Origin of the sequence: Dietzia aerolata, assembly GCF_014144865.1 — a bacterium.
Lineage (GTDB): Bacteria > Actinomycetota > Actinomycetes > Mycobacteriales > Mycobacteriaceae > Dietzia > Dietzia aerolata.
Genome location: NZ_JAALDM010000060.1, coordinates 1 through 20,340 on the forward strand (window position 1 = coordinate 1; position 20,340 = coordinate 20,340).

The 20,340-nt window shown below is 68.5% G+C and carries 17 protein-coding genes and 1 pseudogene; 11 read left to right on the forward strand and 7 right to left on the reverse strand.

From position 1 onward, the window contains the following. Both G6016_RS04525 and G6016_RS04530 read left to right on the forward strand, forming a co-directional pair. The coding region (locus tag G6016_RS04525; RefSeq protein WP_182631506.1) for a glycerate kinase at positions 1 to 393 on the forward strand (393 nt) is incomplete at its 5' end. A 106-nt stretch (positions 394 to 499) separates the two neighbouring features. Next, positions 500 to 2,065: a glutamate synthase-related protein gene (locus G6016_RS04530; protein WP_182631507.1), complete on the forward strand. Its 1,566-nt coding sequence runs from the start codon at positions 500 to 502 to the stop codon at positions 2,063 to 2,065. Between the two features lie 18 nt (positions 2,066 to 2,083). Here the strand turns inward: G6016_RS04530 and G6016_RS04535 are convergent, their stop codons facing one another. Next, the gene (locus tag G6016_RS04535) at positions 2,084 to 2,716 is read right to left on the reverse strand and encodes an HD domain-containing protein (RefSeq protein WP_182631508.1); all 633 of its coding nucleotides are present in this window, start codon (positions 2,714 to 2,716) and stop codon (positions 2,084 to 2,086) included. Between the two features lie 161 nt (positions 2,717 to 2,877). Here G6016_RS04535 and G6016_RS04540 point away from each other — a divergent pair, with 161 nt between their 5' ends. Next, positions 2,878 to 3,729, forward strand: a complete 852-nt coding sequence (locus G6016_RS04540) for a hypothetical protein (protein ID WP_182631509.1) — start codon at positions 2,878 to 2,880, stop codon at positions 3,727 to 3,729. Positions 3,730 to 3,805: 76 nt separating this feature from the next. Here G6016_RS04540 and G6016_RS04545 read toward each other — a convergent pair whose 3' ends face one another. The 3 genes from G6016_RS04545 to G6016_RS04555 form a co-directional block, all read right to left on the reverse strand. Continuing rightward, the gene (locus G6016_RS04545; protein WP_182631510.1) at positions 3,806 to 4,294 is read right to left on the reverse strand and encodes a DUF779 domain-containing protein; all 489 of its coding nucleotides are present in this window, start codon (positions 4,292 to 4,294) and stop codon (positions 3,806 to 3,808) included. A gap of 30 nt (positions 4,295 to 4,324) precedes the next feature. Further along, entirely contained in the window at positions 4,325 to 5,848 is a 1,524-nt protein-coding gene (exaC, locus tag G6016_RS04550; protein ID WP_182631511.1) for an acetaldehyde dehydrogenase ExaC, read from the reverse strand. Between the two features lie 107 nt (positions 5,849 to 5,955). Further along, the gene (locus tag G6016_RS04555) at positions 5,956 to 7,137 is read right to left on the reverse strand and encodes a helix-turn-helix domain-containing protein (protein WP_182631512.1); all 1,182 of its coding nucleotides are present in this window, start codon (positions 7,135 to 7,137) and stop codon (positions 5,956 to 5,958) included. Between the two features lie 137 nt (positions 7,138 to 7,274). On the opposite strand from G6016_RS04555, the gene G6016_RS04560 reads away from it, so the two are divergent. Then, the gene (locus G6016_RS04560) at positions 7,275 to 9,059 is read left to right on the forward strand and encodes an AMP-dependent synthetase/ligase (protein WP_182631513.1); all 1,785 of its coding nucleotides are present in this window, start codon (positions 7,275 to 7,277) and stop codon (positions 9,057 to 9,059) included. 117 nt (positions 9,060 to 9,176) lie between these two features. On the opposite strand, the gene G6016_RS04565 is transcribed toward G6016_RS04560, so the two are convergent. Then, entirely contained in the window at positions 9,177 to 10,985 is a 1,809-nt protein-coding gene (locus G6016_RS04565) for an AMP-dependent synthetase/ligase (protein ID WP_182631514.1), read from the reverse strand. 174 nt (positions 10,986 to 11,159) lie between these two features. On the opposite strand from G6016_RS04565, the gene cysK reads away from it, so the two are divergent. From cysK to G6016_RS04595, 6 genes are all read left to right on the forward strand, one after another. Then, on the forward strand, positions 11,160 to 12,095 hold the full coding sequence (gene cysK / locus G6016_RS04570; RefSeq protein ID WP_182631515.1) for a cysteine synthase A: 936 nt from the start codon (positions 11,160 to 11,162) through the stop codon (positions 12,093 to 12,095). After that, positions 12,095 to 12,706 carry a serine O-acetyltransferase EpsC gene (gene epsC, locus G6016_RS04575; protein WP_182631516.1) on the forward strand — a complete coding sequence of 204 codons (612 nt, stop codon included), beginning with the start codon at positions 12,095 to 12,097 and terminating at the stop codon, positions 12,704 to 12,706. The genes cysK and epsC overlap by 1 nt, the downstream gene beginning before the upstream one ends. Before the next feature lie 136 nt (positions 12,707 to 12,842). Continuing rightward, positions 12,843 to 14,165 carry a glycosyltransferase 87 family protein gene (locus G6016_RS04580; protein ID WP_182631517.1) on the forward strand — a complete coding sequence of 441 codons (1,323 nt, stop codon included), beginning with the start codon at positions 12,843 to 12,845 and terminating at the stop codon, positions 14,163 to 14,165. Continuing rightward, positions 14,113 to 14,934, forward strand: a complete 822-nt coding sequence (gene fdhD, locus G6016_RS04585) for a formate dehydrogenase accessory sulfurtransferase FdhD (protein WP_182631518.1) — start codon at positions 14,113 to 14,115, stop codon at positions 14,932 to 14,934. Before G6016_RS04580 ends, fdhD begins: the two co-directional genes overlap by 53 nt. Before the next feature lie 96 nt (positions 14,935 to 15,030). Further along, the gene (locus G6016_RS04590) at positions 15,031 to 17,382 is read left to right on the forward strand and encodes an FdhF/YdeP family oxidoreductase (protein ID WP_182631519.1); all 2,352 of its coding nucleotides are present in this window, start codon (positions 15,031 to 15,033) and stop codon (positions 17,380 to 17,382) included. A 38-nt stretch (positions 17,383 to 17,420) separates the two neighbouring features. Beyond that, complete coding sequence (locus G6016_RS04595) at positions 17,421 to 18,080, forward strand: nucleotidyltransferase domain-containing protein (RefSeq protein WP_182631520.1); 660 nt, start codon at positions 17,421 to 17,423, stop codon at positions 18,078 to 18,080. 33 nt (positions 18,081 to 18,113) lie between these two features. Here G6016_RS04595 and G6016_RS04600 read toward each other — a convergent pair whose 3' ends face one another. Beyond that, on the reverse strand, positions 18,114 to 18,803 hold the full coding sequence (locus G6016_RS04600; RefSeq protein WP_338403515.1) for a TetR/AcrR family transcriptional regulator: 690 nt from the start codon (positions 18,801 to 18,803) through the stop codon (positions 18,114 to 18,116). A gap of 76 nt (positions 18,804 to 18,879) precedes the next feature. On the opposite strand from G6016_RS04600, the gene G6016_RS04605 reads away from it, so the two are divergent. After that, entirely contained in the window at positions 18,880 to 20,103 is a 1,224-nt protein-coding gene (locus G6016_RS04605; protein ID WP_182631522.1) for an oxygenase MpaB family protein, read from the forward strand. Here G6016_RS04605 and G6016_RS04610 read toward each other — a convergent pair. Continuing rightward, positions 20,094 to 20,340 (reverse strand): annotated as a pseudogene (locus G6016_RS04610) (hypothetical protein); the annotation flags it as partial. The gene G6016_RS04605 and the pseudogene G6016_RS04610 overlap by 10 nt on opposite strands.

Consider the following 20,340-nt stretch of genomic DNA (forward strand, 5'->3'; position numbering starts at 1 on the left):
GCCGCCGGCGGGGTCGGGTTCACCGCACGCGAACTGCTCGGCGCCTCCCTCGATCCCGGCTTCGAGGTGCTCGGCACCCTCACCGGGCTCGAAGACGTGGTCTCGGCCGCGGACCTCGTGGTCACCGGCGAGGGGCGACTCGACGACCAGACCATGCACGGCAAGACGCCGCTCGGTGTGGCAGCGCTCTGCCGGTCGCACGCCGTTCCCGTGGTGGCGGTCTGCGGCCGACTGGACCTGGAGGCCGATCGCGTGGCCGAGGCCGGATTCGCCGCCGCGGCAGCGCTCACCGAGAAGGAGCCGGACCTGGCCAAGTCGATCGCGAATGCCGGGCCGCTGCTCGAAGAGGTGGCCGCCGACGTGGTCTCGCGGATCCTGCCGGCGCGGGCCTGACTGCTCATCCCGGGCGCGCCGGATTCCGTGAGCCTCCGGACAGAGTCCGCGCCGTGCGACATGATGGGGCCCACTGCTCCCGGCCCGCCCTCAGGAGGAATCCCCCGTGCGTAAATGGCTCCTCGGCGCCCCGATCGCCGCGCTGGCCGCCGTCGCCGTCTCGGACATGCGACAGACCAGGTACCCGATCCTTCGGACCTTCCCCGTGCTCGGTCACGCCCGCATGGCCCTGACCTCGATCGGCCCGGAACTGCGGCAGTACATCGTGGCGGGCAACGACGAGGAGCGCCCGTTCACCCGCAACCAGCGCGACTGGGTGTACGAGTCGGCGGAGAAGCGCGCCACGACGTTCGGCTTCGGCACGGACAACGACATGGAGTTCCTCGAGGGCTACCCGCTGGTCAAGCAGCGGACCTTCAGTGATGTCTCCCTGTCGGCCCATATCCATTCAGGGCAGTTCCTCCCCACCCCGCCGGCGAAGGTGCTCGGAGCCGCACGGGGCCGGGCCCGCGCGTTCCGCCCCGAGTCGATGGTCACCATCTCCGGGATGAGCTACGGCGCACTGTCCGGCCCCGCCGTGGAGGCGCTCAACCGCGGCGCGGCACTGTCCGGCGCCCTGCACAACACCGGCGAGGGCGGCCTGAGCCCCTACCACCAGAACGGCGCCGACCTCATCTATCAGATCGGCACCGCCTACTTCGGCTGTCGCGACGAGAACGGGCGGTTCGACCTCGAGAAACTGATTGCCATCACCGAGAAGAACCCCATCCGGGCGATCGAGATCAAACTCAGCCAGGGCGCCAAGCCCGGACTCGGCGGACTCCTCCCGGCCTCCAAGATCACCGAAGAGGTCTCGCAGCTCCGCGGAATCCCCATGGGCCAGGACTGCGCCAGCCCGTCCCGCCACACGGCGTTCCACGACGTCGACACCCTCCTCGACTTCGTCGAACTCATCGCCGACCACACGGGGGTTCCCGTCGGCATCAAGTCAGCAGTCGGCGAGACGAAGTTCTGGGAGGAACTGGCAGACGCGATGATCCCGCGCGAGCGCGGCGTGGACTTCATCACGATCGACGGCGGTGAGGGCGGCACCGGCGCCGCGCCGCTCGTCTTCACCGATGCCGTGTCCCTGCCCTTCCGACTCGGATTCCCCCGCGTGTACTCGGTCTTCGCCGAAGCCGGCCTCACCGACGACATCGTGTTCATGGGCTCCGGCAAACTCGGCATCCCCGAGAACGCGATGGTCGCGTTCGCGATGGGTGTCGACATGATCAACGTCGCCCGTGAAGGCATGCTCTCCGTGGGCTGCATCCAGGCCCAGCAATGTCACACCGGCGGCTGCCCGACCGGCGTGGCCACGCAGAATCCCTGGCTCACCAGGGGCGTTGACCCCACCACGATGGCCGAACGGTGTGCCAACTACATTCGGTCCCTGCGCCGCGAGTTGATCAAGATCGCCGGGGCGGTCGGCGTTCCGCATCCGTCGTTGATCCGCCCGGATGACGTCGAGCTGGCCCGCGGCACCCGGGACTCCACCTCACTGGCCGAGATCTACGGCTACCAGGACGGATGGGGACTGCCCAGCGAGGCAGACCAGAAGGCCATCACCGAGATCATGGTGGCCAACGGTGTGGCCGAGTACTCCGACGCGGCCCGCCCGCCCGGAGTCTGAGGCACCCGGCGGGCGGCGTCAGTCCTCGCCGAGGCCCGCGCGCAGGAGCCCGAGCTCACGATTGAGGTTGGCGTGCGCCTGCTTCTCCCACGCGTCGCGTCCGGCCCTGGTCAGGTACACCGACCTGCGCTCGATGAGCCCCTCCAGCGCGGCGATCCGTCCGGCGACGAACCGCTCGCCCGGCACATGCGCGAACTCGTGGCGGACATCGTGTGTGTAGGCGTCATAGGTCTCCGGATCAGACCCGAGAACCGCCAGGTCCGCGTCGGACAGAACCGAACCGTTGAGGTCGCCGGCCTCGACCCGGTGACCGCCCATCAGACGGACGAGCCGCGCGACCTCCTCGACGGGCGCAGCCGGATCGAGCCGCTGCTCGGTCCACACCGCGGACTTCTCGTTGTTCTCCGACTCCGTGGGATCGAATACGGCGGTGTGGAACCAGGCGGCCAATCGCACCTCCGTCCCGTCGAATGACTCGCCATCCGCCTCCAGGGCGTCGATGGCCTGCAGGACGGCGCGCAGGTGCGTCTCGTTGTGGTAGCGGCGCTGCGGATCGTTCCAGCGTTCCAGCAGTTCAGCGCGCAATTCGGGGGTGAGGTACTCGACAACGACGTCGAGCGGGTCGGCTGCATTCACTCGGTCGGTATCCATGAATGAACTCTACCGCCGGGCATCGCCCCACCCGGCTGGTTCGGCAAACCGGGCGACCCGGGATGGTGACGTGAGCCGCCAACTATGTCGTATCGCCGACATATGCTGCATTGCAACGCTTCCGAGCGACCGCTGGGACCGTATCTGGAGAAAGGATCACCATGTCCGCTCGTCGCCTCGTCGTCGTCGTCTCATTTCTTGCCGCGGGGACCCTCGCACTGGGCGCCTGCGGCTCCACCTCCGGCGCGGGGGACGGCTCCTCCTCCCCCTCCGGGCCGGCCGCCACGACGACGGTCACCGAGAGCGCCGGCGCCTCGAGCGAGGTGCCGGTCTGCAGCGACGACCCGCGCGCCGATGGCGCGATGGAGGTCGTCATCAACAAAGGTGAGGCGGACTGCGCGGAGGTCACCGAGATGCTCGACGAGTACACCGAGCTCGCCCGGAGCGGGCAGTTCGGGAACGCGGGGATCGTGCCGGATGTCCGCGGCTTCTCGTGTGCCTCACCCACCGCGCGGAGCGCGAATATCGCGGGGCTCGGCACCCTGTGCACGCGCGGGGACGTCGAGATCATCGTCCGGCCGACCTCCCCGGAGATCCCCGGCATCCAGCAGGAGGTCAACCGGTTCATCCCCGAGGGCTCGATCACCAACGGCCGGTCCTTCTTCGCCCTTCCGTCCGGGCAGGCGAGCTGCGCCATCTATCCGGATCACACCCCGCCGAATGCCGAGTGCTACGGGCCGATGCCGGGCGGCCTGCCGCAGGTGCCGGACCTGATCGGCAATCCCGGCGACCCGACGTCAGTCCAGGTGGACGAGACGGGGACCGGGCAGCTGACCCTCAGCGAGGCGAGTCCGTACCCGCTGGACGGGGTCCCGTTCACCACGCTCGAGGTCGGACAGACCCTGGCGTCGGCCGGCTTCGCGTGCACCGTCACCGCCCCGGACGCGGTGACGTGCACCAACTCGGACGGTGGCGGCTTCAGCTACTCACCGGACGAGGTGACGATCAACTGACGCCGAGACACCCCGCCCGCCCGGCGTGGTGAGCCGGGCGGGCGGGGTGCTGTATTTCGGGGTCGGTTAGTGACCGTCAGACGTCGAGGTCCATGCCGAGCTTCGGCGGGAAGGACTCGAGCATTTCCAACTCCTGCTCGTCGAACGTCCGCGCGCGCGAGAGGAACCGCTTACCCGTCGGGTTCTCGAGGCTGAAGCCCGAGCCCCGGCCCGGGACCGCGTCCAGCACGAGCTGCGTGTGTTTCCAGGCGCCGAACTGTGGGCCCGAGATCCAGACCCGGATCGGCTCCGACGAGCCCAGGTCCAGCTCTCCGACCAGCACGTCCCGCTGGCCGACCTTGAACTCCCCGTCGGGGTAGCACATCGGCGCCGACCCATCGCAGCACCCACCGGACTGGTGGAACATCACCGGACCGTGGCGGTCCACCAACTCGCGGATCAGTTCCGCACCGGGCTCGGTCACCACGACCCGGGCCGGCAGTTCCGGCGGCGCGCCCTCGGGCGGAAGGGCCCGTGCCGCGATGGGCACGCTCCCACCCGTGGGCAGACCGCAGACGTCATCCATGTCGTTCACATCCGTTCGCTCACGCCCGGATCAGAAGAATCCCTGTGGCTTGCCCGAGTAGCTGACCAGCAGGTTCTTGGTCTGCTGGTAGTGGTCGAGCATCATCAGGTGGTTCTCGCGGCCGATACCGGACTGCTTGTAGCCGCCGAACGCGGCGTGGGCCGGGTACTGGTGGTACGTGTTGGTCCAGACGCGGCCGGCCTGGATTGTGCGGCCGGCACGGTAGGCGGTGTTGCCGTTGCGCGACCACACGCCGGCGCCCAGGCCGTAGAGGGTGTCGTTGGCGATCGTCATGGCGTCGTCGAAGTCACTGAAGCTGGTCAGCGCCAGGACGGGCCCGAAGATCTCCTCCTGGAACAGGCGCATTGAGTTGTTGCCCTTGAACACGGTCGGCTGGACATAGAAGCCGTCGGCGAGATCTCCATCGAGCTCCGCGCGGGCGCCACCGGTGAGGACCTCGGCCCCCTCCTGCTTGCCGATGTCCATGTAGGACAGGATCTTCTCGAGCTGGTCGTTCGAGGCCTGCGCACCGATCATGGTGTCGGTGTCCAGCGGGTTGCCCTGCTTGATCTGCTTGGTCCGGGCGATCGCGAGGTCGGTGAAGTCGTCGAAGATCGACTCCTGCACCAGCGCGCGGGACGGGCAGGTGCAGACCTCGCCCGAGTTGAGGCCGAACATCGCGAACCCCTCGAGCGCGGACTGACGGTAGTCGTCGTCGGCGTCCATCACGTCGGCGAAGAAGATGTTGGGGCTCTTGCCACCGAGCTCCAGGGTGACCGGGATGAGGTTCTCCGAGGCGTACTGCATGATCAGACGGCCCGTGGTGGTCTCACCCGTGAACGCGATCTTGCGAATGCGCGGGTTGGAGGCAAGCGGCTTGCCGGCCTCGGTGCCGAATCCGTTGACGATGTTGAGCACGCCCGCCGGCAGCAGGTCACCGATGAGCGAGGCGAGGAACAGGATCGACGCCGGGGTCTGCTCGGCCGGCTTGAGGACCACGCAGTTGCCGGCGGCGAGCGCCGGGGCGAGCTTCCACACGGCCATGAGGATCGGGAAGTTCCAGGGGATGATCTGGCCGACGACGCCGAGCGGCTCCTGGAAGTGGTAGGCCACCGTGTCGTGGTTGATCTCGGAGATACCGCCCTGCTGCGCGCGGATGGCGCCGGCGAAGTAGCGGAAGTGGTCGATCGCGAGCGGGATGTCCGCGGCGAGGCACTCACGGATCGGCTTTCCGTTGTCCCAGCTCTCGGCGAGGGCGATCTTCTCGAGGTTGGCCTCCATGCGGTCGGCGATCTTGTTGAGGATCACCGCGCGCTCGGCCGGGGAGGTGATGTTCCACGACGGCGCCGCGGCCCACGCGGCGTCCAGGGCCGCCTCGATGTCCTCCGAGGTGCCGCGGCCGACCTCACAGAAGGCCTTGCCGGTGACCGGGGTGACGTTCTCGAAGTACTCACCCTTGACCGGAGCGACCCACTCGCCGCCGATGTAGTGGTCGTAGCGACTCTCGTAGGACATGACCGCGTCGGCGGAACCTGGCTGTGCGAAAACAGGCATCGTGCCACTCCTTCTCGTCTGCGCCGCCCCCATGGCCGGCGCTGTGACCCAGGACACTATCCGTGGTGGGGTTGCAACAACGTTGCACGCGCAAAAATGGCCCGCCTTCACGCACCCAGACGGTCGTCCAGAATTCGTCGCATCGAGACCGCCGACGAGCGCTCCACGGACGACAGGTCCGGAACACGGGCGAGAATGCTCCACGCGTCGGCGTCATCGCGTCCGGGCCCGTTGACCCAGGCCCGGAGATTCGCCGCAGACCCACCGGCCAGCACCGCGGCGCGAACCCTGGCGTGCAGCTCGTGCCGGAGCTCCACCACTCCCGGCGCCTCGGATCCCGGCAGCAGCGGACCCGGGTACTCCTTCACGGCCGCGCCGACATCGGAGTCGAGCAGTGCGGACACACGATCGGCGTCCGTCTCCACGTGCCCGGGGGCCAGTCGATACGGGCGCGATCCCACCGACCCGGCCCCCAATACCCGTCGCAGTCGGCTGATCTCTGCGCGCACACTGACATCATCGAGCCGGCCCTCGGCCAGCAGTTCCGCCAGCGCGCCACCCGTCAACCCCTCCGGATGTGCCGCCAGCAGGACGAGGATCTCGGCATGCCGCAGTGTCAGCGGACCGTGCCCGGTGAGCATTGGGCGGTGGGTGCCCAGCGCCTCTACTCGGCGCCCCATCCCGCCAGAGTGGTCCGGAACCAGGACGCCGCTCGCGGTCGCTCTCAGTTCGCCCTCGGCGAGTAGCGCAGTGGCCTTGACCAGCGCGAGCATCTCGTCCGAGGCAGCCGAATCACGTCCGGTGACATCGATCCCGCCGATCACCCGACCCGTCACGGGGTCGTGCACCGGGGCGGCCGAGCAACTCCACGAGTGCGCCGGCGCCAGAAAGTGCTCCTCGCCCCGCACCCGCAGTGCCACGTCGTGTTGGAGTGCCAGTCCGGGAGCATTCGCGCCCACCACCTCATCACTCCAGAGCGCACCGGCAACGAAGGCCATCCGCTCGGCCCGCGTCCGGACATCGCGACCGCCGTAGAGCCACAGGAGTCGACCATCCGCATCCGCCACGGCGACCAGGTGACCACTGTCCACGACTCCGGACACCAGCACCTTCTCCACCAGCGGCAAGACCGCCGCCATCCGATGCGACGCCCGACACTCAGCCAGGTCGGCCCCCTGTAGGTCGACGAGCGGGTCCGTCCTGTCCGGATCAATCCCCTTGCGCCTACTCCGCTCCCACGATTGCGCCACGAGGGCACCACCGCGGGGAAGGGCCGTACCTGCAGTCATGGCACGAGTGTAACGAAGGTCACAGAAACATGACGTGCGCCTCATAAAAGGATTCGAATAGACCGCGCCCAACACAGATGCCGAGTCGCCCTCTAGACTCGTAGGTGATACAGGCCACACATGACCTAAGGATCGCGATGACCACCGAGTTCTCCAGCCCACCCGCAACCAAGAAGTTCCCCGTCGAGAACCTCGGCCGACTCGTGTTCAAGAACGCTGAGGAAGCACCGAACGACGTCGCCGTGCAGCGCCTGGTCGGCGATACCTGGACCGACGTCACCTGTGCGCAGTACCTGGCGGAGGTGAAGGGGGTCGCCAAGGGCCTCATCGCCAAGGGTGTCAAGACCGGTGACCGCCTCGCGATCATGAGCCACACCCGCTACGAGTGGTCGCTCATCGCCTGGGCCTCCTGGGTCGTCGGCGCCGTGACGGTCCCGATCTACGAGACCTCCTCCCCACACCAGTGCAACTGGATCCTCACCGACTCGGGGTCCTCGATCGCCATCGTGGAGAATGCCGAGCTCCGTGCGACTCTGACCGCTGAGTCCGAGTGGGACGGCGAGATCCTCGTCATCGAGGACGACCTGGTTGCTCAGCTGGTCGCCGCCGGCGCCGGCATCTCGGACGAGGAGGTCGAGAAGGCCTCATTGTCGACCAACCACGACTCGACCTGTGCGATCGTCTACACCTCCGGCACGACCGGCAATCCCAAGGGCTGCGAGATCGTCCACGGTGGCTTCGGTGACGTCGTCGTGGCCGTTGAGCAGCGCCTGGAGGCGGCGTTCGTCCCGAACAGCCGCACCCTGATCTTCCTCCCGTTGGCGCACGTTCTCGCCCGCATCGTGGAGGTGGCCTGCTTCTACAAGCGCGTCACCGTCGCCCACGAGCCGGATGCCACCAAGGTCGTCGAGCGCCTGGCCGAGATCCATCCGACGTTCCTCGTGTCCGTGCCGCGCGTGCTGGAGAAGGTCTACAACTCCGCCGCCGCCAAGGCCGAGACCGCCGGTGGCGCCAAGGCCAAGATCTTCGGTGCCGCGGTCCAGACCGCCATCGACTACTCCATGGCCCTCGAGGGCGGCGGCAAGCCGGGGCTCGGCCTGCAGCTCAAGCAGAAGCTGTTCGCCAAGCTCGTCTACTCGAAGCTGCACGAGGCCCTCGGCGGCGAGTGCGACCGCGTCATCTCCGGCGGCGGCCCGCTCGGTGCCCGCCTCGGCCACTTCTACCGCGGTGCCGGCTTCGACCTGCTCGAGGGCTACGGTCTCACCGAGTCCTCGGGCGTCCTCACGGTCAACCCGATCAACGAGGCCAAGATCGGCACCGTCGGCAAGCCGATCCCGGGTGTCACCATCCAGATCGCCGAGGACGGCGAAATCCTGGCCAAGGCCAAGACCCTGTTCAAGGGCTACTGGCAGAACCCGCAGGCCAACGAGGATTCCTGGTCCGGCGAGTGGTACCACACCGGCGACATCGGCGAGCTGGACTCGGACGGCTACCTGTCCATCACCGGCCGCAAGAAGGACCTCATCGTCACCGCCGGCGGCAAGAACGTCTCGCCGTCGCAGCTCGAGGACAAGCTCGCGTCTGATCCGCTGATCAGCCAGGCCGTCGTGGTGGGCGACAACCGCAGCTACATCGCGGCCCTCATCACCATCGACCAGGAGACCTTCCCGGGTTGGCGCGAGAAGAACGGCAAGTCCGGCGAGCTGGCCGACCTGCTCCAGGACGGCGACCTCGTGGGCGCCGTGCAGGACGCCGTGGACCGGGCCAACAAGTCCGTCTCCCGCGCCGAGTCGATCCGCAAGTTCAAGATCCTCGCTGACGAGTTCACCGTCGAGGGTGGCGAGCTCACGCCGACGCTCAAGCTCAAGCGCAACGTCGTGCACGAGCGCTGGGCGGACGACATCGAGAACCTCTACACGTAGGTCCTCGCGGCTACGCGAGAGAGCCCGCCCGGTCCGGATGGACAGGGCGGGCTCTCGTCGTTGACCAGACCGGGCAGGTCAGGTCAGGTCAGGTCGAGCCTGGCCGGACCGGGCAGGTCAGGCATACATGGCCTCGATCTGCTCGGCGTAGCGCTCAGCCACCACGTGCCGCTTGATCTTGAGCGTCGCGGTCAGCTCGCCGGAGTCCTCGGTGAAGTCGCGGGCCAGGACGGTGAACTTCTTGACGCCCTCGGCGTGCGAGACCAGCCGGTTGGCGTCGTCCACGGCGAACTGGATCGCGGCACGGAGGGCGGGGTCGTCCGCCAGGTCCGCGACCGACTTGCCTGCATGCCCGTTCTCCGCGGCCCAGCCGGCGAACTCCGCATCGTCCACGGTGATGAGCGCGGAGACGAACTTCCGTCCCTCGCCGATCAGGACGGCCTGTCCGATCAGACGGTGCGCCCGGATCCCGTCCTCGATCGGGCCGGGGGCGACGTTCTTGCCGCCGGCGGTCACGATGATCTCCTTGGCGCGGCCGGTGATCGTGAGGTAACCATCGGCGTCGAGCGAGCCCAGGTCACCGGTCGCAAACCAGCCGTCGCGGATCGCTTCCGCGGTGGCCTTCTCGTTGTTCCAGTAGCTATCGAAGATCAACGCCCCGGACAGTTCCACCTCGCCACTCTCGGCGATCCGGACTCCGGTGCCGGCTACCGGCCGTCCGACGGTGCCGATGCGCTGGCAGCCGGGGCCGTTGACCGTGGCGGCCGCCGTGCTCTCGGTGAGGCCATAGCCCTCGTAGAGCGGCACGCCGAGGCCGCGGAAGAAGTGCGAGATCCGATCGGGCAGGGCGCCGCCGCCGGAGATGGCGTACTCGCAGCGGCCGCCCAGCGCCTCGCGGACGGCCTTGTAGACGGCCAGGTCGAGCGCCTTGTGCTGGATGGTGTGCGCGAGAGACGGCGTACGGGCATCGCCCAGCCCATCTCCGCCGCGCAGCCGGCTGGCCTCAATCGCGACGGCCTCGGCGCGCTCGAAGATCCTCTTCTGCACGTTTCCCTTGGCGCCGGCCTTGGCGGCGATCCCGTCGCGGACCTTCTCAAACACGCGCGGCACGCCGAGGATCATGTGCGGTCGGAAGTCGGCGAAGCGCGGCAGGATCGTGGAGGTGTCGTCCCAGAATCCGACGGTGGCCTCGCCCAGGAACACGGTGTAGGTCACAGCACGGGCCAGCACGTGGGCCAGCGGCAGGAACATCAGCGTCTTCTTGCCGTCCTGCGCCATCGACCCGATGGGGTGGCCGAGCAGCGCGTGGCACTCGGACAGGACGTTACGGTGGGTGATCACGCAGCCCTTGGGCCGTCCGGTGGTGCCGGAGGTGTAGATGATCGAGGCGGGGCTGTCGAGGTCGAGGCTGGCCAGCGCGGCGTCGAGGGTCTCGGCCGGGACGGCCTCGCCGTCGGCCTCGAGCGCCTCCAGCCCGCCGTCGTCCAGGTAGAGGACGCGGGTGCAGGTGTCGGGGACCTGGGTATCGGCGACGACGACGACGTGCTCGTCGGTTTCCGCCACGAGCACCTTGGCCGCGGAGTCGGTGAGGATCCACTCGAGTTGCCCGGCCGAGGACGACGGGTAGACGGGCACCGTGATGGCACCGGCTGTCCAGACGGCCATGTCGACGAGCACCCACTCGAGGCGGGTCCCGGCCATGAGGGCCACTCGGTCGCCCGGCTCGACTCCGGAGGCGACGAGCCCCGCCGCGATCTTGTCCACCCGGGCCACGAGTTCCGCGTTGGTGAACGGGTGCCACTGGCCGTCGCGGTGATACTCGAACGGGGCACCACCCGGGTCAGAAACGGCGCGCCCTCGCGCCACCACCGGGATCAGCTCGGAACTGGTGACGGTTTTCTGGACGGGGACGGTGATCTCGCGCATGCCGGTTGCGGCCTTTCGGACGACGTCGAAATGGAGCGCAGTCGATTATCGACCGGACACCGCGCCTGTGGCAATCTGTCAGGTTTTCCCGATCGCACCCTCGTGCCTTGTCGCTGCATCACGTAGACTACGCAATAGACAGATCGGTTCATTCTCTGCAGAACGGAACACATCATGGCGCAGATCTACTCAGACATCACCGAGACCATCGGCCGTACACCGCTCGTCCGTCTCAACGCCCTCACCGACGGCCTGCAGGCCACCGTGCTGGCCAAGCTCGAGTCCGCCAACCCGGCCAACAGCGTCAAGGACCGCATCGGTGCCGCGATCATCGACGACGCGGTGGCCTCCGGCGGCCTCAAGCCCGGCGGCACGATCGTCGAGGGCACCTCGGGCAACACCGGCATCGCCCTGTCCATGGTCGCCGCGGCCCGCGGCTTCAAGGCCGTCATCGTCATGCCCGACACGATGTCGGTCGAGCGTCGCGCCATCATGCGCGCCTACGGTGCCGAGCTCATCCTCACCCCCGGCTCCGAGGGTATGAAGGGCGCCGTCGCCAAGGCCGAGGAGGTCGCCGCGACCCGCGAGAACGCCGTCCTGGCCCGCCAGTTCAGCAACCCGGCGAACGTGGACATCCACCGCCGCACCACCGGCCCGGAGATCTGGGAGGACACCGCCGGCGCCGTGGACATCTTCGTGGCCGGCATCGGCACGGGTGGCACCATCTCGGGCGCCGGCCAGTACCTGCGTTCGCAGAAGTCGGACATCGAGATCGTGGCCGTGGAGCCCAAGGACTCGCCGGTCCTCTCCGAGGGCAAGGCCGGCCCGCACAAGATCCAGGGCCTGGGCGCCAACTTCGTCCCCGAGATCCTCGACCGCGAGGTCTACGACGAGGTCATCACCGCCACCCTCGAGGACTCCCTCGCGGTCTCCAAGCGTCTCGGCACCGAGGAGGGCATCCTCTCCGGTATCTCGGCGGGTGCCAACGTCTGGGCCGCGCTCGAGGTGGCCAAGCGCCCCGAGAACGCCGGCAAGACCATCGTCGTGATCGTCCCTGACTTCGGCGAGCGCTACGTCTCCACCATGCTCTTCGAGGACTACCGCGACTGATGACAGCCGCTTCCGACCGCCCGGTGGGGTTCTGGCGCAGACTGCGTGAGGACCTCGCCGCGGCGCGAGACCACGACCCGGCCGCCCGCGGCAACCTCGAGATCGCGGTCGTCTACTCGGGACTGCACGCCGTCTGGATCCACCGGCTCTCCCACCGGATCTGGAACGGCAGCGGCGGTGCCGGCAGGACCGTGGCGCGTGCCCTGTCCCAGTTCGCCCGCTTCCTCACGGGGATCGAGATCCACCCCGGCGCCACCATCGGCCGGCGGTTCTTCATCGACCACGGGATGGGTGTCGTGATCGGGGAGACCGCCGAGGTGGGCGACGACTGCATGCTCTACCACGGCGTCACCCTGGGCGGCGTCTCGCTCAAGCAGGTCAAGCGGCACCCGACGCTCGGGGACCGCGTGACCGTGGGCGCCGGCGCCAAGATCCTGGGCCCGGTGGAGATCGGCGCCGACTCGTCGGTGGGCGCCAACGCCGTGGTGGTCAAGAGCGCCCCCGCCGACTCCGTGGTGGTGGGCATCCCCGGCGTCGCCAAGCCGGCGAAGAGCTCCAAGGAGGAGCTGCGTGAGGCGCAGTTCTACATCGATCCGGCGATCTACATCTAGACCCCACAGCTAGATCCGACGAGGCCGCCGTTCCGCCCGCCCGAGCCATATGGTTTCGGCTGCAGGCGGAATCGGCGGCTTTATCAGTGTTTTCTCGATACACTTCCGCCCTCGTGTCGGGTTAGGCTCGGATGCGATGCGCACCTTCCCTCGGACCCTGTGGCTTCGGGGACCTCTCACACTCCTCGCGCTGGCCTCGGTGATCATGGTGCTCCGCGCGCCCGATGAGCGGACGCCGTGGTGGGGCATCTCCGGGAACCTCCTCGATGTCAACGTGTACCGCTGGGGCGGACACGCGATCCTCAACTCAATCCCGCTGTACGAGGGCCTGCTCATCGGGGACGACCCGGGCCGCTACTACGCCCCGATGCCGTTCACCTATCCGCCGTTCTCGGGGCTTGTGTTCACCCCGCTCACCCAGGTCACGCCCGGCCTCATGGAGGCCGGCTGGACGGCACTGACGCTCGGGCTGCTCTACCTCGCGATCCGGATGTGCTTCCGCGCCCTGGGCTACCGCTCCGATCGCGTGACCGCCCAGGTCGCGATCTGCCTGGCCCTCATCGCGCTGTCCCTGGAGCCGGTGCGCACCACACTGTGGCTGGGCCAGATCAACATCCTCCTGCTGGTCCTGGTGCTCGCGGATCATCTGGCGTGGCGCTCCGGACGACGCTGGGCGGGTATCGGCTCCGGTCTGGCCGCCGGCATCAAGCTCACCCCGGCGTTCTTCTGGGCCCACTGGGTGCTCACCGGCCGCTGGCGGATGGCGGTGGCCTCCGGGCTGGCGTTCCTCGGCACCGTCGCGATCGGTTTCCTGCTGATTCCGAGCGACGCCGCAACCTACTGGTCCGGCACCCTCTTCGACTCGCAACGGATCGCCCAGGACGCGACCGTCGCCAACCAGTCACTGCGCGGCACCATCGCGCGCCTGGCCGGGGTGGAGATGGCGCCCACGTGGGTGTGGCTGATCGGCGCCGTGATCGTGGCCGCCGTCGGTCTCGGGGTCGCGGCCTGGGCCCATCGCGCGGGCCACCAGCTGCTGGGCCTGACGCTGGCGGGCATGACCATGACCATGGTCTCGCCGTTCACGTGGGGCCATCACTGGGTGTGGTTGGTCCCGCTCCTCGTCCTGACGGTGCACTACGCGCTGGCCGCCCGCCGTTGGTACGTCTGGCTCCTGCCGCCGCTCCTGTGGGCCGCCGCCGCGAGCTGGGTGCAGAGTTTCCCGGACACCAACTTCCCGGACGACCGCTGGGTCGCGATGGGCCTGTTCATGCTCGGGGGCGACATCCCGCCGGTGGTCTTCTCCACGATCACCAACGTCTACCCGATCCTCTGGGTGGTCACGGTTGCCCTCACCACCCTCATGCTGCGTCGCGGCCCGGCGTTCACGGCTAGGCTTGCCGACCATGGGACGGCGGACGACTCGTCACCCCGCGCTGAAAGTCATCGCGGGGGGTGACAACAGACGTGAGGTGACGACCCTCGCCGTCGAGGAACCGCTGGAGATCCGGCTCAGCGGCGAGAGTTACGTCGTCACCATGCGCACCCCCGGCGATGACATGGACCTCGCCGCCGGCCTGATGGTCTCCGAGGGTGCCATCTGGGACCGCGAGCACCTCCCGCTCATCCAGTACTGCACCACGGTCAGCGGCCGGTCCGAACAGGACTACAACACACTGACCCTCACCCTCTCGCCCGACGTCCCCGAACCCCGGTCCTCGCGCGCCACCACGATGACCAGTGCCTGCGGGGTATGCGGTGTGGACTCGATCGACGAGGTCCGACGCTCCACCCACTTCCCCCTCCCCGCCGCCGCCCCGCTCATCCCGGCCGAGACCCTCCTGGCGCTGCCCGAACTTCTCCAGCAGCACCAGAAGGTGTTCGCCAGAACCGGCGGCGTGCACGCCGCCGGGCTCTTCACCGCCGACGGGACACTGCTGTGCCTGCGCGAGGACGTGGGCCGACACAATGCCGTGGACAAGGTCGTCGGATGGGCACTCCGCGAGGGTCGCCTGCCACTGCGCGACACCATCCTGCAGGTCTCGGGCCGGGCGTCGTTCGAGTTGGTCCAGAAGACCTCGATGGCGGGCATCCCCGTTCTTTCGGCGGTCAGCGCGCCCTCGTCATTGGCGGTGGATCTCGCACTCGAATCCGGGGTGACCCTGGTCGGATTCAGCCGTGACGACCGCGCGACGATCTACACCCACCCCGAGCGCGTCACCGACTAGAACCCGTCCGAGGTTTCCCGCCGGCGCGCGCACCTCGGGGGCACGCTCCTCGGCCGCGGGCTGCGCGGAAATGTGTTCCGGCGCACAATGGGCCCCATGAGCCTGATCCCCCGCATCCGCCGGGCCGCGCCCGTGGCCGACATCGACGAGGCAGACCTCAAGGTCACCGCCCCCGAGTCCAGCGCGGCCGGGATCAAGGCCGTGTCCGTCGCGCTCGAGCGGGGAATCTCGCAGGCCGGGATGGTGCGCACCGCCAGAGCGCTGGCCCGCCTCAACCACCGCGACGGCGTCGACTGTCCCGGCTGCGCGTGGCCCGAGTCCATCACCGGCCCCCGCAAGCCGGCGGAGTTCTGCGAGAACGGCGCCAAGGCCGTCGCCGAGGAATCCACCACCCGCACCGTCACCCCGCAGTGGTGGGCCGATCACCCCATCAGCGCGCTGCGGGACAAGACCGAATACTGGCTGGGCAACCAGGGCCGGATCACCGAGCCCGTGGTGATCCGGCCGGGCGACGAGCACTACTCCCCCATCTCCTGGAGCGAGGCGTTCGCGTTGATCGCCGAGCACGTGAACTCCACGACACCGGATCGATGCGTCTTCTACACGTCCGGTCGGACCGCCAACGAGCAGGCGTTCATGTACCAACTGTTGGCGCGCAGTCTGGGCACCAACAATCTGCCCGACTGCTCCAACATGTGCCACGAATCGTCCGGCTCGGCGATGTCGCCGACGATCGGGATCGGGAAGGGAACGGTCTCGCTTGAGGATTTCGAGCACGCGGATGCGATCCTCGTCGTCGGGCAGAATCCCGGCACCAACCACCCACGCATGCTGTCGGCCCTCGCCGACGCGCGGGCGCGCGGCGCGCATGTCGTCGCGGTCAACCCGCTGCCCGAGGCCGGCCTGCTCGGGTTCTCCGACCCGCAGTCCGCGACCGACGTCGTCAAGAGTCTCGCGACGCTGGGCGAGGGGGACGGCGAGCGGATCTCCGACGACTTCCTGCAGATCAAGGTCGGCGGCGACCTGGCACTGTTCCAGGCCCTCGGCCACCTCTTGTTGCACGCCGAGGAGGCCTCGCCGGGCACGGTGGTCGACCGCGAGTTCGTGGAGTCCAGCACCGCCGGGTTCGCCGAGTACGCCGCGGCGCGCGCCGAGCTCGACTGGGAGGTGACCGAGCGCGCGACAGGGCTGAGCCGATTCCAGATCGAGCGGCTGGCCACGCTGCTGATCAACTCCAAGGCGACGATCGTCTGCTGGGCGCTCGGCCTCACCCAGCAGCCGCACTCGGTCGACACCCTGCGCGAGATCGTGAACCTGCTCCTGCTGCAGGGCAATTTCGGCAAGCCCGGCGCGGGCGCCTGCCCGGTGCGCGGCCACTCGAATGTGCAGGGTGACCGCACAATGGGAATCTGGGAGAAGCCGCGGCCCGACTTCCTGGACCGGCTCGACGCGGAGTTCGGTATCGCGTCGCCGCGCGAGCACGGCTACGACTCGACGGACACGCTCACCGCGTTCGAGCGGGGCGATGTGGACGTGTTCGTCTCGATGGGCGGCAACTTCGCCAAGGCGTGCTCGGACACCGACGTGCTCGAGCGGGGGATGCAGCGGACCGGGCTGACGGTGCACGTGTCGACCAAACCGAACCGCTCGCATGTGGTGCACGGGCAGACGTCGCTGATCCTGCCGACGCTCGGCCGCACCGATCGCGACGACCGGCATCCGTCGGGCGCGCAGTTCGTGTCCGTCGAGGACTCGATGTCCGTGATCCGGTCGTCACGGGGTCGACTGGAGCCGGTGTCGGAGCAGCTACTCTCCGAGCCGCAGATCATCGCCGGGATGGCGGAGGCGATCCTGGGGCACGACCACGAGGTGGGCTGGCGCGCGATGGCGGAGGACTACGACGTGATCCGCGACCACATCTCGCGGGTGGTGCCGGGGTTCGCCGACTACAACCGGCGGGTCCGGCAGAAGTCGGGGTTCGTGCTGCCGAATCCGCCGCGGGACAGTCGGAGTTTCGCGACCGAGTCAGGCCTGGCGCACTTCACGGTGTCGCCGCTGGAGTGGCTGGAGGCACCGGCCGGGCATCTGATCCTGCAGACCATGCGTTCACACGATCAGTACAACACCACGTTCTACGGGCTCGATGACCGCTACCGGGGCATCTCGGAGGGGCGGCGTGTCATCCTGGTTCACCCCGACGACCTGCGCGAACTCGGCTTCGTCGACCGCGAGCTGGTGGATGTGGTCAGCGTGTTCACCGGCTCCGACGGGGTGGCCAGCGAGCGGCGGGCCGACGAGTTCCGGCTGATCTCCTACCCCACGGCCCGCGGCTGCTGTGCCGCCTACTTCCCGGAGGCCAACAACCTGGTGCACCGCGAGAACGTGGCGCGCGAGTCCAATACGCCCGGCTTCAAGGCGGTGACCGTCCGGTTCGAGCCGCGCACCTGACCCCGCCGGCCCCGCCCCTGCGGCCGTAGCATCGGCGCATGCCCCCTCCCCTGCCCCAGCCTTCGGACGCCGGGCCGCTGCCGCCCGAGGAGTTCCGGCGGTGGTACGGCGGTTGGGATCCGCTGACCCCCTCGACGATCGCGGATTTCCTCGACGGGTTCGACCGTCCGTGGTGGATTGTCGGCGGGTGGGCGCTCGAGAAGGCCACCGGTGTCTCCCGCGCGCACGAGGACATGGACATCTCGGTCGACGCCGCCGATGCCGAGCGCCTGCGACTGTTCCTCGCCGACCGCGGCTGGACCACGTGGAACGCGGATTCGGGCTGGCTGCGGCCGTTCGACCACCGGTTCCGTGACATCCGGCCGACGAGCGGGATCTGGGTGCGGGCGGACGCGCAGTCGCCGTGGGTGCTCGACGTGCCGCTGACCCCGTTCCGCGACGGGTTGTGGGTCAACAAGAAGCTGCCCGAGCAGGCGATGCCGTTGGACCAGGCCACCTGGGTCGACGACGACGACGGGCTCCGCTATCTCCGATCGGAGATCGTCCTGTTCATGAAGGCCGCCCAGGTCCGGGAGAAGGATGTTGCGGATGCGGAGACATATCTACCGCTGCTGGATTCGTTGAGTCTGGACTGGCTCCGGGAGTCCGTCAGCCGGATGGATCCGTCGCACCCCTGGGCCCGTGGCTTCGACAATTGAGTCTCCGGCGGCGGGATCGCGGGTGAGGGCTGGTCAGTCCGGTCGGTACTCGAGCATCGGGACGAGGAATCGCCGGGCGATGCCGCGCAGGGCGTCGATGTCGGTCAGGTCCACCAGATCCGTCGGGATGGTCAGGTAGGAGGCGCAGACCCGGACGAGCATCTCCGCCAGGAGGTCCACGTCGTGGCCTGCGTGGAGGTGTCCGGCGCGTTGCTCTGCGGCGAGGCGTCCGGCGACGAACCGGCGCACGGTGGCGATCATCTGACCGTCGCGGCCGATGAGTGAGCCGACCACCGAGTCGCGTTCGTTCTCCAGCAGGTTCACCAACAGCGGGTTCTCGGCGAACGCCCGCAGCGAGCTGGCGAACGCCACCTCGACCCGTTCGGCGACCGTCTCGCAGCCCCGGACCTCGACGGAGAATCGCTCGAAGTAGTGCTGGAATTCGCGCAGCATCACTTCGTTGACCAGTGCGTCCTTGGTCTCGAACTTGCGGTAGACGGTGATCCGGGCGGACTTGGCCCGCCGGGCCACCTCGTCCATGGACGAGTGTCGGATGCCGCGGGTGCAGAACAGATCATAGGCGGCATCGAGGATCCGTTCGCGGGTCTCGTCGACGGGTTCACCCGCGGCTGCACCCATGCGCTCCCCCTTCGGTCCGGCCTCGTCCTCCACCGTCAGTTCTACAACCATCCTCATCATTCCCTTGTGTCGGGGATCACACACTGCTACCAATGGTACTACGAGACGGTGTTTGTTTCATTGCACCATCTAGGCCGAGGTTGATTGAGGGGATCACAGGATGGACCAACTGAGCAGACGGTCACTACTCCGCGCCGGGGGCACGCTGGGCGCGGCGGGAGCGCTGGCGGTGGCGACGCAGGCGGTGCCGTGGACGTGGGCGCCGGCGTGGTCGCGGCCGGGCGTCGGCAGTGGCGCGGACCCGCACTTCGTGTACGACCCGGAGGGGGACGACATCGTCGCGCGCCTCATCGACCGCGGCGAGGTGCCGCGGGTCAACGAGATCCTGCGCGGCTGGACGAAGAACTCCCAGCCGATCCCGGAGGGCCTGCCCGGCGAACTGCGTGACTTCCTCCAGCGCGCGGTCCAGCTGCCCGAGTGGACCGACCACCGGCTACTCGCCGACGCCGTCCGGTTCAACGAGAAGCGCGGCACCTACCTGGGTGTGCTGTACGGGTTCGCCAGCGGGATGATGAGCACCGTCATCCCCCGCGAGGCCCGGGCCGTGTACTTCTCCAAGGGCGGCTCGGACATGAAGTCGCGGATCAGCAAGACCGCAAAGCTCGGCTACGACGTGGGTTCGCTCAACGCCTATCAGCCGGACGGGGAGATGGCGGTCACCGCGGTCAAGACCCGGCTGTCCCACGCGGCGGTGCGGCACTTGTTGCCGCAGTCCCCGCACTGGGTGCACGCCGCGGACGAGGTCAAGCCGATCAGCCAGGCGGACATCATGGTGACGTGGCACAGTCTGCCCACCACGGTCATGCGGAACCTGCGCACCTGGGGGGTGCCGCTGGACCCGGCCGAGTCGGAGGGTTTCCTGCACTCGTGGCAGGTCACGGCGTACATGCTGGGGGTGGAGGACCAGTACATCCCGAACAGTTGGGAGACGGCCGACCTGCAGGCGCAGCAGGTGCTGGACCCGATCCTGGCGCCCACACCGGAGGGCATCAAGCTCGCCGACATGCTGCTGGACCTGGGCTACAACATCGACCTGACGTTGCTCACCCGCCCGGTGCTGGGTGCGCTGACGCGTTTCATCCTGGGTGACCAGGTGGCGGACTGGCTGCACATCCCGCGTGAGCCGGTGTGGAGTCCGCTGCTGGAGACGGCGTGGGGGCCGTTCATCGCGATCCGCGAGGGCCTGCTCACGGGCGGTGTGCCCAAGGAGACGTACTGGATGATCGATGAGCTGTTGCGCCAGTTCGTCCTGTACTACATGGCGGAGCTCAAGACGCCCATCACGATCGAGATCCCGATGTTCAACAACCCGAACTACAACTGATCGCCCGGGGTGGCGGCCTCCTGCGAGGTCGTCACCCCGGCGCTGGCCTCGGCGTCGGTGTCGGCGTCGCCGAGACCGCCCGCATCACCCTGCGGCACGTAGCCGCGTCCGGGTGCGATGAACAGCAGGAGCACCGCGGCGCCGGCGGCGACGAGGCCGAGTGCGAGCAGCGAGTCGGACAGTCCGGCGGTGAAGATCTCGGCGGCGGCGTCGACGACCGGCTGGGCGGCGGGCCCG